The sequence below is a fragment of the Arthrobacter sp. CJL-S3 genome (genome assembly GCF_056711635.1).
The window spans coordinates 2,018,205-2,030,812 of record NZ_CM160046.1 but is presented as its reverse complement, the minus strand read 5'-3'; the positions used below and the strand labels follow the sequence as shown (position 1 = coordinate 2,030,812).

The window sequence follows — 12,608 nt, the reverse complement described above, 5'->3', positions numbered from 1 at the left end:
GCCCTACTCCTTGTTCCTGGCCCGGCTGGGCTGCACCCGCATCGGCTCGCCCGGCATTTTCGGGAAGTCCGGCGGGAACGGAAGTTCCCCCAGCCCGTCCGAGACGTCGCGCTCCCACCACTTCAGCAGAACTCCGATGCGTCCCGGCTTCGCGTGCATCTCCGCCCACGGGTCCCCGGTGGCCTTGAGCCGCTGCGGCACCGTGGTGATGGTGAAGTCCTTGGTGGTGACGTGCTCCAGCTCATCCCAGCCGATCGGGCAGGAAACGGTGGCACCGGGCAGGGCGCGCGGGCTGTAGGCCCCGGCCATCGTGCGGTCGCGGTTCGCCTGGTTGAAGTCGACGAAGATCCTGGTGCCCCGCTCTTCCTTCCACCAGGCCGTGGTGACCTTGTCCGGCATCCGCCGCTCCAGTTCCCGGGCGGCGGCGATCACGGCGTGCCGCACCTCGAGAAACTCATGGCTGGGTTCGATCGGGGCGAACACATGCAGTCCCCGGTTGCCGGAGGTCTTGATAAAGGACTCCAGCCCTACCTCGGACAGCACGGAGCGCAGTTCCAGCGCGGCCGGCACGGCGTCGTCGAATCCGGTGCCCGGCTGCGGGTCGAGGTCGATCCGTAGCTGGTCCGGGTTGTCCGGGTTGCCGGCCCGCGAGGCCCAGGGATGGAACACCACCGTGTTCATCTGCACCGCCCAGACGGCGGCGGCAATCTCGTCGATCACGAGCTGCGGATGCGAGCGTCCGCTGGGATAGACCACCATCACCGAGCGCACAAAGTCCGGGGCGCCCCGCGGCGGATTCTTCGAGAAGAACTGCTCGCCCTCGATCGTGCCGCCAAACCGCTGGAGCGTCACGGGCCGGTTGCCGTTCGCCGCCAGGAAGGCGTCCCCGACGTCGACAATGTACCGGGCGAGGTCCAGTTTCGTGAGACCGAGCTGCGGCCACAGGATCCTGCCGGGGCTGGAGATCCGCAGGTTCCGCTGTCCGCTGGGGCTGTCTACCGTGATGGTGGCTTCGTCCTTGGCCATGGGGACAAGGTACTCGAAGACCGGGGACAACTGAAGAGCCCCGCGCCGCCCTATCTATCGACAAACCTCGATATACTGAACACGCATTCGATCGCACTTCCGCCAAGGAGACCCACATGCCTGCCATCCGTATCTACGAATCCGCACTGTGCTGCGACACCGGAGTCTGCGGCCCCGACGTCGACGAGTCCCTCCTTGAGGTCACCGCCGACGTGCGTCATCTCCAGGGCCTCGGAGCTGACATCGCGCGCCACAACCTTGCGAGCGATCCCACCGCCTTCAGTGCCGACGAGTCCGTTCGCGGCTTCCTGCACACCGTCGGTTCCAAAGGGCTTCCCCTGACAATGGTCGACGGCGTCACGGTCGCCATCGGCAGCTACCCGAACCGGGAGCAGCTGCTCAGCTTCGCCGGCCTCGCGGGCGAGGCCCGGGAGCGGACCCGCCCGGAGCTCGGCCTCAGCGAGAAGTCCGGCGGCTGCTGCGGCGGCGGCGGCTCAACGGGCTGCTGCTAGACCGGCATGGAGTTCCTCGCGAACACGCCCCGTTTCCTGTTCTTCACCGGCAAGGGCGGCGTCGGCAAAACCTCCGTGGCCTGCGCCACCGCCCTCAGCCTGGCCCGGGCAGGCAAGCAGGTTCTCCTGGTCAGCACCGACCCCGCGTCCAACGTGGGGCAGGTTTTCGGTGTCAGCATCGGGAACACCGTGACGGCCATTCCGGAGGTGCCCGGCCTGGCCGCGCTGGAGATTGATCCGGAGCAGGCCGCGGCAGCGTACCGGGAACGGATCATCGCCCCCGTCCGCGGACTCCTGCCGGAGAGCGAACTGGAGAGCATCGCCGAGGGACTGTCCGGCTCCTGCACCACTGAGATCGCCTCCTTCGACGAGTTCACGAACCTGCTCGCCGACGACACGGCCTATGGGCAGTATGACCACATCGTCTTCGACACGGCGCCCACGGGCCACACCATCCGGCTGCTGCAGCTGCCCGGGTCGTGGACCGACTTCCTCGATGCCGGCAAAGGCGATCCGTCCTGCCTCGGCCCCCTATCGGGACTGGAGAAACACAAGCAGGTTTACGCCAAGGCCGTCCAGACCCTCACCGACCCCGCCCGGACGCGCCTCGTGCTGGTCGCGCGCGCGCAGACCTCCTCGCTGACGGAAATCGAGCGGACCTTCCTGGAGCTCAACCAGATCGGCATTGCCGGCGGATTTGTTGTCATCAACGGCGTCCTACCCCAAAGCGTCGGGGACGAACCGCTGGCACAGGCCGTGCGGGACCGCGAGGCCGCGGCCGTCGCCGCCATGACCGGCGGCATTGCCGCGCTCCCCCGCGATGTCCTGGAGCTGAAAGCCGGCAACATGGTCGGCATTCCAGCGTTGGAGACCCTGTTTACCCCGGACAGCTTCGCAACCACGTCAGCGGACGCCCCGCCCTCGGCGGAACTCGGAGATGCCACACTGTCGGACCTTGTCGCCGACTTGGAACGCGACGGCCACGGACTCGTGATGTGTATGGGCAAGGGCGGTGTCGGCAAGACCACCGTCGCTGCGGCGCTCGCGGTCGCACTGGCCAGCCGTGGCCACGCCGTGCACCTCACCACCACCGATCCCGCAGCCCATCTCACCGAAACCCTGCACGGCTCCATCCCGGGCCTGACGGTCTCACGCATCGATCCGGCGGCGGCAATCCAGGAATACCGGGACCACGTCATGACCACCAAGGGCCACCGCCTCGACGCCGACGGGCGGGCCGCCCTCGCCGAGGACCTGCTGTCCCCGTGCACCGACGAGGTCGCCGTCTTCCGGCAGTTCTCCCGGGTGGTCCAGGAATCCCGCCGCAATTTCGTGGTGATGGACACCGCGCCGACCGGACATACGCTCCTGCTGCTGGACGCCACCGGCTCCTACCACCGCGAGATCGCCCGGCAGGTGGGCAGCACCATGGGGTTCGTGACTCCGCTGATGCGGCTTCAGGATCCGGCCCAGACAAAGGTACTGCTCATCACCCTGGCGAAACAACTCCCGTCCTGGAGGCCCAGGGGCTGCAGGAGGACCTGGAACGGGCCGGCATCCACCCGTGGGCCTGGGTCATCAACAACTCCATTGCCGCCGCCCGTCCGCAGACCCCGTTCCTGCAGGCCCGCGCCGCCGCCGAGCTCCCGGAAATCACCAGGGTCCGCGCGCTGGCCGACAGGATCGCCCTCGTGCCCCTGCTGGCCGCCGAACCGATCGGCGAAGAGAAACTCGCTTCCCTGACGGCGATGCCGCAGCCGGTCTGAGGACCCGGAGTACGCGACTCCACCCCGGCCTCGCGCTAAATTTCAGCCTTCACACCCAGGAGACCCGAATGACCGCCGAAACTGCCACCACCGAACAGCTGATCATCATCGGGTCCGGACCCGCCGGCTACACCGCAGCGATCTACGCCGCCCGGGCCGGCCTGAAGCCCCTCGTCATCGCCGGGGCGGTCACCGCCGGCGGAGCCCTGATGAACACCACGGAGGTCGAAAACTTCCCCGGCTTCCCCGGCGGCGTCCAGGGCCCCGAGCTGATGGACGGCCTCCAGCAGCAGGCCGAGAAATTCGGCGCGCAGGTGGTGTTCGACGACGTCACCGAGGTCCGGCTCGCCGGCCACCTCAAGCGTGTGGTCACGGCGGCCGGGGAGACGCACGAGGCCCCGGCCGTCATCCTCGCCACCGGCTCCGCCTATAAGGAACTCGGCCTGCCGGAGGAGAAGAAATTCAGCGGGCACGGACTCTCCTGGTGCGCCACCTGCGACGGGTTCTTCTTCCGCGACCAGGACATCATTGTGGTCGGCGGCGGAGACTCGGCCATGGAGGAAGCCACTTTCCTGACCCGCTTCGGGAAGTCCGTCACCGTCGTGGTCCGCAAGGGCGAGCTCCGCGCCTCCCGGATCATGGCGCAGCGCGCCAAGGACAACCCCAAGATCAGCTTCGCCTGGAACTCCGCCGTCACCGCCATCCACGGCGATACTAAGGTCACCGGCGTCACCCTGACGGACACCCGCATTGGCGAACCCCGCGAACAGCACGCCACCGGCATCTTCGTCGCGATCGGCCATGTCCCGCGCACCGAACTGCTCACCGGCCAGGTGGACCTCGACGCCGAGGGCTACATCAAGGTGGACTCCCCCACCACGGTCACCAACCTCTCCGGCGTCTTCGCGTGCGGCGACGCCGTGGACCACCGCTACCGCCAGGCCATCACGGCCGCCGGCACCGGCTGCGCGGCCGCCCTGGACGCCGAACGCTACCTCGCCGCCCTGGACGACGCCGACAGCATCGCCACTGCCCTCGTCGAGGAACCCACCCACTCCTGAGAACGGCAGGAACCCGGCGGCGGACGCTCCGGGCTGACCCTCAGCGCCGGGAGGACTAGGGTGAATCATGGACACCTCGCCGGAGTGGAACCGCCCCATTTCGTCCCTCTATACCGACCACTACGAACTGACCATGCTGCAGGCGGCCCTCCACTCCGGGGCCGCGGAGCGACGGACCGTGTTCGAGGCGTTCGCCCGCGGACTGCCGGAGGGGCGCCGGTACGGAATCGTGGCGGGCACCGGGCGGCTGCTGGAGGGCCTCGCCGGTTTCCGCTTCGGCCCGGCGGAGCTGGAGTTCCTGGGCCGGACCGGCGTCGTCAATGCCGATACCCTGGCCCGGCTCGCGGACTTCCGGTTCTCCGGCGACATCTGGGGCTACCCCGAGGGGGAGGCCTACTTCCCTTACTCCCCCGTCCTGATTGTCGAATCCACCTTCGCCGAAGCGTGCATCCTGGAGACGTTCGTGCTGTCCGTCCTCAACCATGACAGTGCCATCGCCTCGGCTGCGTCCAGGATGGTCAGCGCGGCGGGCGGACGGCCCTGCATCGAAATGGGTTCGCGCCGGGCCCAGGAGGAAGCCGCCGCCGCGGCTGCCCGGGCGGCCGTCATCGCGGGCTTCGCCGCAACCTCGAACCTGGAGGCCGGCCGCGCTTCGGCCTCCGAACCGTGGGCACGGCAGCGCATTCCTTCACCCTCCTGCACGACACCGAACGCGACGCGTTCCGGGCGCAGCTGGACTCGCTCGGCCCCGGGACCACACTGCTGGTGGACACCTATGACGTCGAAGCGGCCGTCCGGACCGCCGTCGACCTCGCCGGCGACAAGCTGGGGGCGGTGCGGCTCGATTCCGGGGACCTGCTGGCGCAGGCCCGGTGGGTCCGTGAGCTGCTGGACAGCCTGGGCAACGTACACACGAAAATCGTCGTCACGTCCGATCTCGACGAATATTCCGTCGCCGCGCTCCAGGCCGCGCCGGCTGACTCGTACGGCATCGGCACGGCGCTGGTCACGGGTTCCGGCGCCCCCACCGCCGGCATGGTCTACAAGCTGGTCAGCCGCACCAACGACGCCGGGGAGTTCATCGCGGTCGCCAAGAGCTCCAAGAACAAAATCAACGTCGGCGGCCGGAAGCATGCAGTCCGCCGGCTTGACGGCTCCGGCACAGCCACTCACGAGGTCCTCGGGGTCGGCCACCCGCCGGCGGAGGAACCCCACGGCAGGCCACTACTGCAGCAGTTCATCCGGGCCGGCGAGCTCCTTCCCGGATGGACCGGGCCGGAGGCCGTGGTGCGGGCCCGGAGCCGGCACGCCGACACCATGGCCGAACTGCCCGCCGTCGTAAACCGGCTCCAGCGGGGCGAACCGGCCATACCGACCATCTATGCGTGAGGACGGCCTATGCGTGAGGGCGGCGCCTAGGCGTGAGGGCGGCGCCGTGCGGGCCGGTATCCTGCCGGCGGTTCCGCGTGACCGGCCGGGTGGCCGTTGCGGCGGTCCAGCTCATCGGTGACGAGCCGCAACAGCTTTCCGGCGGACTCCGAGAGATCCCTGCCCTTGTCCGGCGAGGCCAACTCGACGCATTGAAGCAGCGCCGAGCGGAGACGCACCAGCTGTGCGGAGGGCACCAGGGGCCAGCGGCGGAAAGAATCGAACATCAGTTCTGCGCCGTGGGCGTGGGCGAGCGGACCGTATCCGCCGGCCAGTTCCGGCCTCATGCTGCGTGCTTCCGGCCGGCGGTCCCGGCTCCAAGCAGACGGCTTCCCCGCCATCCCGAATCGCGGATCATCGCGACGGCTTCCGGGTCGGCGGCGGTGAGCTTCCCCAGGTCCACGACGGTGTGGAGGCCGGAGCCAAACGAATCTGCGCGGCGGGCCACTGCGATGAGACTTGCGACGTTCCTGACGGTGAGCTGGCCCACCGGTGATACGAGTGCGGATTCTGAACTGAGGTCAACGGCGACAGTGATGCCGAGTTTGCTAGTCATGTAAAAATTCCCCTGTAAAGCAAGTACGGCCGACTGCATGACCTCCTCTAGGATACCCGACACGCCGTGAGTCTCGTCACAATCACGTAACAGCCGACCCTGCTTCAGCTTCGTTTCTTGGTCCGGGCGGTCGCCGGCGCCGACCACGGATCCTCCGGCCAGGGGTGTCTGGGGTAACGGCCCCGCATCTCGGCACGGACCTGGGCGTAGGGCCCGGACCAGAACGAGGCCAGGTCGTCCGTCACGGCCAGGGGCCGGCGGCCGGCGACAGCAGGTGGAACAGCACCGGCACCCTGCCGTTGACAAGGCGCGGCGTCTGGTCCCAGCCGAAGCACTCCTGGAGCTTGACGGCGACCACCGGGCGGGCGCCGTCGTCGCCGACACCGGGGTAGTCGATTTTGACCCAGGAACCGCTCGGCACCTCCAGCCGTTCCGGGACCAGTTCCCCGAGCCGAGCGGCGTCGGGCCAGGGCAGCAGGCGCCGCAGGGGATCCGTCAGGTCAATCGCGCTTGTGGCAGCGCCTCCGGCCAGTGCCTCGAGTTCCGGCGCGAGCCACTCACCGAGGCGGGCCAGCAACGCCGGCTCGGACACATCCGGCCAGGGATCCCCGAGTTCCCGGTACAGCAGGGCAAGCCGGCGGCGCAGGGCGTCGGCCGCCGTCGACCATCCAAGCGTTCCCAGACCTTCCTTTTCCAGCGCCCGGGCTACCGCCGCACGGCCTTCCGCGGCGGAGGGACGCACCGGCGTGGAGGAAAGGACGATCGCGCCCAGCCGGCGCACCTTCCGGGCCGTGACCCGGCCCTGGCTGAATCCGGCCTCCACGGTGTCGCTCAGGAGGTGCCGGGCGGCGGCCTCGGCCGTGTCCGCCGTCAGCGGTGCTGCCGAACGGATGACAGCTCCCGTGCCGGCCGCGTCGCGCCCCTGGGCCCGGGAGACTTCGGCTATGGCAAGCCATGCGTGCCCGGACAGGGAGCTTCCGGCCGGGAGCCCGGCCCGGGTCCCGGAGCTGAGCAGGTAGCGTTCCGGGCCTTCTCCGGGGACCCGGCGCGCCACCCGGTCCGGGAAGGCGAGGGCGACGACGAACCCGACAGCCTCCCGGGGGGTGACCGCGGGCGTGATGGGTGGGGATACGGCGCCGGAGCGCTCCTGCCGTGCGATGGTTTCCATCCGCCGGACGTCCTCCGCCCAGCGCCGGGACGCCGGATCCTTGCCCGTGCGCAGGCCCGCCAGGAGGCGCGGGAGATCGGCGCCGGGGGCACGCTGGTCCCCGGCGACCAGCGCGACGGCTTCCGCGGCGGTGCGGTTCCCCACGGCGGCCGCCCCGTCCAGCAGGGCCCGGGCCAGCCGGGGATCGGCGGGGACCCTGGACAGCGCTTTGCCGAGATCCGTGGCCAGTCCGTCCGGTGCCACCGCGCCGAGTTCCCGCAGCACCTCCACGGCGTCATCCATCGCGGACTGCGGCGGGGCGTCCGGCAGCGACAGCCCGCGGCCGCCGGGCGATCCCCAGCATGCCAGGACCAGGGCCGCGCCGGTGAGGTCCGCGACGGCGATCTCCGGCGTCGCGTGGGCCGGGGCGGCGCCGTAGGTTTTTTGGTCGTAGCAGCGGACCACCCGTCCCGGTCCCTGGCGGGCCGCCCGCCCGGCGCGCTGCTCGGCCGACGCCCGGGAGCAGGACACGTTCACCAGCCCGGACATTCCGCGGCCCGCGTCCCGCCGCGGCTCCCGGGACAGCCCGGAGTCGATGACCAGCCGGACGCCGGGAACCGTCAGCGAGGACTCGGCCAGCGACGTCGACACGATGATCCGCGGGCTGCCGCCGGGTTCCCGCCCGGACACGGCGCGGTCCTGCTCCGCGGGGCCGATCTGACCGTGCAGCTCCAGGACGTCCGCGCGCGTGCGGCTGCGCAGCCGGGCCGCGACGTAGGACACTTCCCACGCGCCCGGGACGAACACGAGGGCGTCAATGTCCAGGCCGGATGCGAGCGCTTCAGCATGCGACACGGCGGCCGTGTCTGCCACATGGTCCAGGAAGGCCCGGGTCACTCCGCGCTCATCCAGCCGTGGCACCGCGGCCGGTACCCAGTCCACCGCCAACGGGTGCAGCGCGGACGGGCAGTCGACGACGGGCGCCGGGCGGGCGGCGCCGTGCTCCGTCGTCTCGTGGTCCTCCGCGTCGCCGCCCGCCCCGATGAGGGCGGCGAAGCGCGGCGCGTCCAGGGTCGCGGACATGGCGACGAGTGCGAGATCGCCCCGCAGCTGGCGGACCTCGGTGAGCATGCCCAGCAGCAGATCGGTTTCGAGACCGCGTTCGTGGACTTCATCGAGGATGACGGCGCTGGCGGTTTCCAGTCCCGGGTCCGCGAGCAGGCGGTTCAGCAGGATGCCCGGGGTGACAAATTCGATCAGCATGCCGGGGCCGGCCTGCCGGTCGCCGCGGACCGTGTACCCGACCCGCTCCCCCAGCCGGCTGACGTCCAGCGCGGCGAGCCGCCGGGCTGCGGAGCGTGCGGCGATCCGGCGGGGTTGGGTGACAATGATGCGCGCGCCGGTCCCGTGCTCCTGCTGCCCCGCGGCGCTTAAGGAGAGGTTGGCGAGCAGCGGCGGCACCAGCGTTGTCTTGCCCGTGCCCGGCGGCGCCTGCACGACGGCGGTCGCGGCCGGGCCGCCGGCCTGCAGTGCCCCGGCCAGATCGCCGAGCGAGTGCCCGAAGGCAAGGCCGGACCCGATGACGTCCAGCCTGAACGGCGCGCGGGCAGAGGTCAGCGGAACAGCCGGAGTAGTCACACCTCCATTGTCCCTACAAAGCCGGGACGCCGTGTTCCGGCCAAAGGCGCAGCTTCCTCGGTGGTTTCGTCACGGAACGCTGCCTCGCGTCGATGCCGGGACTTTTGACTCATGCGGTTCCCCGTCCCCGGGGCCTAGGCTGGCCCATGACCGACTCCGAGATGCTCGAGGTGGAGCGAAAATACGACGCCGGCGAGGATGATGAACTGCCGGTCCTGGAGTCGTTGCCGGGGGTGGACCGGGTGGGACCACCCGAGGACGAGGCCCTCGACGCCGTCTACTTCGATACCGCCGGCCTGGTACTGGCGTCCCGCGGGATCACCCTGCGCCGGCGGACCGGCGGACATGACGACGGATGGCACTTGAAACTCCCGGTGGCGGTAGGGGAACGCCAGGAATTCACGGTGCAGTTCGGCAAGAACCCGGAGTCGGTGCCCCGGCGGCTGCGCCGGCTCGTGCAGGTCCATACGAGGGACCAGGACCTGGTTCCGGTGGCGAGGCTGAATACCCGGCGCACCACGCAGCGCCTCTTCGCGTCCGATGGGACCGCCCTGGCCGACTTCAGCGATGACCGGGTGGATGCCCGGACGCTGTTGGAGCCACAGACCCACTCCACGTGGCGGGAGTGGGAAATCGAACTCATCGACGGCCCCAAGCGGCTGCTTAAGGGCGCCGACGCACTGCTCGCCGAGGCCGGCCTCCATAAGTCGGCGATGCCCTCCAAACTCGCCCGCGGCTTGGGCGACCAATACCCCGCGGCCAGTGAACCCGCACCCGGACCGGAACCCGAGGGACCGGCGTCGGCGGTGCTCCTTTCCTATCTTGCCCAGCAGGTCGAGGCGCTCAAGAAACATGACCCCGGGGTGCGGGAAAACGCGCCGGACGCCGTCCATCAGCTCCGGGTGGCCGCCCGCCGGATGCGATCCGCACTGGCTACCTTCCGAAACCTTGCCGACCGGGACGTCACCGGCTCGCTGCGCACAGAACTTCAATGGCTTGCCGGCACCGTGGGTGAGGCCCGGGACAACGAGGTGATGGAGGCCCGGCTGCTGGAGTTGGTCGGCGCAGAGCCGCCGGACCTGTTGCTGGGTCCGGTGGCGCGGCAGGTCAGGGAGCATTTCGATGCCGCTGCCCACGAGGCCCGCGCGAAGGGCCTGACTGCGCTGAAGAGCGCCCGCTACTTCCGGCTGCTCGATTCCCTCGATGCCTTCCTGGCGGAGCCGCCGCTGACCGAGACTGCCGGGACGGAAGCCCTGCAGACCGTGGGCCGGCTCGTGTCAAAGCAGCGCAAGCGATTGAAAAAGGAGGTGCGTGCCCTCGACGCCGGTTCCGACAGTCCAGCCGCGGACGCCGCGCTGCATGAGGTCCGAAAGAGCGCGAAGCGACTGCGCTATGCGGCAGAAGCGGCCGCCCCGATTTTCGGGAAACGGGCCACCAGGGTGGCACGTGCCGCCGAAGAGATCCAGGAGATCCTGGGGGATCACCATGACAGCGCCGTCACCCGTGAGCTGTTGCGCGAATTGGCCGCCAGTCACCGCGGGAAAAGTGCGTTCACCTACGGGCGGCTGCATGCCCTGGAACAAGCGGCCGGGGAGGAATCCCGCGAGCGGTTCTTCCGCACGTGGAGCTCGTCTCCGCCCGAGCCTCTCCGCTGGAAATAGGCGGCCCGCCGGTCCCCCGGCGTCAGCGACCCGGCTGTGGAATGACCAGCACGGGTCTGTGTTGCAGACCAGCCAGCTCCCCTTCGACCGATCCCTCCAGCATCCGTTCCACGGCATGGAGCCGTCCGGGGCGTTGTCCCCCGACGATCAGCAGCGAGGCATCCGTGCTTGCCGCCAGCCGCCCAAGAGCCTGGGCAACGGCACCGTTCAGCACCCGGAAGGACCATTCCTCGCCCGGCGGGCCCAGAATGCCCTGGAGCACGTCACGAACCTGGCCGGAGGGAAAGTCCGTCTCAGTGTTGACGGCCGGATCCAGGGATGCGCTTGTCCTCGAGACCGCGGGTTCCCACTCCGTGAGGTAACTGGCCGGATCCACGTAGGCGCAAATGAGGTGTGCGTCCAGCCTTGCAGCCAGGCGCGCCCCTGACCGGATCAAGGATTCGGACGGTTCCCATGCCACTCCGAGCACCACCGGGCCGGGCGGCCATTGCCTGTCGGCCGCGGCAGGCCGTTCATGGCCCGGGGAGTCCATTAGCGGTGGCCCGTACCGCGTGCTGCCAGCACGTCCATAATCGACAGGATAGCCATTGCCCGCAATCAAGCCCAGCACTTTGCCCGAAAGGCCGGACACGACACTGCGGGCGCGGCCCGGGTCGTACTTCATCCCTGGCCCGAGACCCGGGGTTCGCGGTACACCGGGCGCCGGCGGGTGATAGCTTCTGTCCATGGTTCATGGGGGAAATGTTCCGAAGCGCAGGGCTGTCCTTGCGGCGGTGGTAGGTTCCGCGGCGCTGGCGGCCTACTCGATCGCCGGCGCCTTCCAGACCCTGGTGTGGAATCCGCTGGCCGCGGTCCCGGGCGCAACCCTCGGCGAGATATACGCAGCCCTCGACGCCGCCGGTGAGTCCCTGGGCGCTTCCCGGGTGATCGCTTGGAGCGCTGTCGGCGTCGCCTTGGCTGCCGGTGCCTTGATAGCAACAATCCTCGCGAAGGCTCCACGTGCGGGCGGCGTGGTCGCCGGCTATCTCGCTTTGATCGTCCTCGCGGCGCCGTCCCATTGGTTCGTCGCCTTTACGGGAGGCATGGGCATTGCCGATGCCTTCGCCACCTCAGGCGGCGATCATGCCCCGTGGGGCGGGTTGCTCTACACAGCCAGCGGTCTCGCTTTGCTGGCTCTGGTTGGAATGGCCGCCCAGGGGAAGTGGTTCCGAGGTGCCTGAAGCCATGGCCGTCGCCCGGGTGTGTCTGGTGCTGCTGGTTGCCGCTGTTTCCGGTTGCGCGGGTTCCTCCTCTGGAGACGGGGAGCCGCCCTGCTTCCCGCCGGGATTTTCCGTGGCACCGTCGAGCGCGAAACCGGGCGACTCCGTGACCGTGGAGGCTCCGGACGCTGACTGCAACCCGCGCTACGGGGCGAATGCCCGCATCCAAGTGACCATGACCGACGCCGCCGGCCTGGACGTATTGACGGCGACCGCCCCCATGAACGACGCCGGGGGCTTCACCTACAGTTTTGAGGTCCCCGCCGGGACCGGTCCGGGGGAAGCTTCCATCACGGCGATGCCCTTCAACATCGACTGGTGCGACGACACCGGCAGGAACAACCGAGCCGCGGGCGCCGCGGGCGGTTTCGAACGGGTGTCGTGCGTCCTTCCGCAGAAGCCGCTGACCATCATCCTGGAATGACCGGGCCGCTGACCGGCGGCAACACCATCCTCACCGCTGCAGTGATGGGGACTGCGAATACTTGTGAATCGCAGAGATACCTGGCTTGACAGGGAAAGATGCTGGAATGGTGCCATACTCGGGTCCACAC

Annotated in this window: 10 protein-coding genes and 2 pseudogenes; 7 read left to right on the top strand and 5 right to left on the bottom strand. The window is 69.5% G+C overall.

Translation table 11 applies throughout. The features are described from left to right. Window positions 1–3: 3 nt before the first annotated feature. Complete coding sequence (gene ligD, locus AC06G6_RS09160) at window positions 4–1,026, bottom strand: non-homologous end-joining DNA ligase (RefSeq protein WP_479828383.1); 1,023 nt, start codon at window positions 1,024–1,026, stop codon at window positions 4–6. A 116-nt stretch (window positions 1,027–1,142) separates the two neighbouring features. Between ligD and arsD the strand changes: the two genes are divergently transcribed. The 4 genes and pseudogenes from arsD to AC06G6_RS09140 all read left to right on the top strand — a co-directional run bounded on the left by arsD (window position 1,143) and on the right by AC06G6_RS09140 (window position 5,754). Next, on the top strand, window positions 1,143–1,538 hold the full coding sequence (arsD, locus tag AC06G6_RS09155; RefSeq protein ID WP_479828382.1) for an arsenite efflux transporter metallochaperone ArsD: 396 nt from the start codon (window positions 1,143–1,145) through the stop codon (window positions 1,536–1,538). Between the two features lie 6 nt (window positions 1,539–1,544). Next, window positions 1,545–3,281 carry an arsenical pump-driving ATPase gene (arsA, locus tag AC06G6_RS09150; protein ID WP_479828381.1) on the top strand — a complete coding sequence of 579 codons (1,737 nt, stop codon included), beginning with the start codon at window positions 1,545–1,547 and terminating at the stop codon, window positions 3,279–3,281. A gap of 91 nt (window positions 3,282–3,372) precedes the next feature. Beyond that, window positions 3,373–4,365, top strand: a complete 993-nt coding sequence (gene trxB, locus AC06G6_RS09145) for a thioredoxin-disulfide reductase (RefSeq protein ID WP_479828380.1) — start codon at window positions 3,373–3,375, stop codon at window positions 4,363–4,365. A 67-nt stretch (window positions 4,366–4,432) separates the two neighbouring features. Then, window positions 4,433–5,754, top strand: a pseudogene (locus AC06G6_RS09140) (nicotinate phosphoribosyltransferase). A gap of 26 nt (window positions 5,755–5,780) precedes the next feature. Here the strand turns inward: AC06G6_RS09140 and AC06G6_RS09135 are convergent. The 3 genes and pseudogenes from AC06G6_RS09135 to hrpB form a co-directional block, all read right to left on the bottom strand. Further along, the gene (locus AC06G6_RS09135) at window positions 5,781–6,080 is read right to left on the bottom strand and encodes a hypothetical protein (protein WP_479828379.1); all 300 of its coding nucleotides are present in this window, start codon (window positions 6,078–6,080) and stop codon (window positions 5,781–5,783) included. Next, on the bottom strand, window positions 6,077–6,349 hold the full coding sequence (locus AC06G6_RS09130; protein ID WP_479828378.1) for a hypothetical protein: 273 nt from the start codon (window positions 6,347–6,349) through the stop codon (window positions 6,077–6,079). The genes AC06G6_RS09135 and AC06G6_RS09130 overlap by 4 nt, the downstream gene beginning before the upstream one ends. Before the next feature lie 104 nt (window positions 6,350–6,453). Then, window positions 6,454–9,134: pseudogene (gene hrpB, locus AC06G6_RS09125) on the bottom strand (ATP-dependent helicase HrpB). 146 nt (window positions 9,135–9,280) lie between these two features. Here hrpB and AC06G6_RS09120 point away from each other — a divergent pair. Further along, window positions 9,281–10,795 carry a CYTH and CHAD domain-containing protein gene (locus tag AC06G6_RS09120; RefSeq protein WP_479828377.1) on the top strand — a complete coding sequence of 505 codons (1,515 nt, stop codon included), beginning with the start codon at window positions 9,281–9,283 and terminating at the stop codon, window positions 10,793–10,795. A 22-nt stretch (window positions 10,796–10,817) separates the two neighbouring features. Here the strand turns inward: AC06G6_RS09120 and AC06G6_RS09115 are convergent, their stop codons facing one another. Continuing rightward, window positions 10,818–11,459 carry a universal stress protein gene (locus tag AC06G6_RS09115; protein ID WP_479828376.1) on the bottom strand — a complete coding sequence of 214 codons (642 nt, stop codon included), beginning with the start codon at window positions 11,457–11,459 and terminating at the stop codon, window positions 10,818–10,820. 61 nt (window positions 11,460–11,520) lie between these two features. Here AC06G6_RS09115 and AC06G6_RS09110 point away from each other — a divergent pair, with 61 nt between their 5' ends. After that, on the top strand, window positions 11,521–12,015 hold the full coding sequence (locus AC06G6_RS09110) for a hypothetical protein (RefSeq protein WP_479828375.1): 495 nt from the start codon (window positions 11,521–11,523) through the stop codon (window positions 12,013–12,015). A gap of 112 nt (window positions 12,016–12,127) precedes the next feature. Continuing rightward, window positions 12,128–12,478: a hypothetical protein gene (locus tag AC06G6_RS09105; RefSeq protein WP_479828374.1), complete on the top strand. Its 351-nt coding sequence runs from the start codon at window positions 12,128–12,130 to the stop codon at window positions 12,476–12,478. Window positions 12,479–12,608 lie beyond the last annotated feature (130 nt).

Coding starts and splice junctions, on each gene's coding strand:
- ligD (WP_479828383.1), bottom strand. CDS start 1,026: ATGGCCAAGGACGAAGCCACCATCACGGTAGACAGCCCCAGCGGACAG.
- arsD (WP_479828382.1), top strand. CDS start 1,143: ATGCCTGCCATCCGTATCTACGAATCCGCACTGTGCTGCGACACCGGA.
- arsA (WP_479828381.1), top strand. CDS start 1,545: ATGGAGTTCCTCGCGAACACGCCCCGTTTCCTGTTCTTCACCGGCAAG.
- trxB (WP_479828380.1), top strand. CDS start 3,373: ATGACCGCCGAAACTGCCACCACCGAACAGCTGATCATCATCGGGTCC.
- AC06G6_RS09135 (WP_479828379.1), bottom strand. CDS start 6,080: ATGAGGCCGGAACTGGCCGGCGGATACGGTCCGCTCGCCCACGCCCAC.
- AC06G6_RS09130 (WP_479828378.1), bottom strand. CDS start 6,349: ATGACTAGCAAACTCGGCATCACTGTCGCCGTTGACCTCAGTTCAGAA.
- AC06G6_RS09120 (WP_479828377.1), top strand. CDS start 9,281: ATGACCGACTCCGAGATGCTCGAGGTGGAGCGAAAATACGACGCCGGC.
- AC06G6_RS09115 (WP_479828376.1), bottom strand. CDS start 11,459: ATGAAGTACGACCCGGGCCGCGCCCGCAGTGTCGTGTCCGGCCTTTCG.
- AC06G6_RS09110 (WP_479828375.1), top strand. CDS start 11,521: ATGGTTCATGGGGGAAATGTTCCGAAGCGCAGGGCTGTCCTTGCGGCG.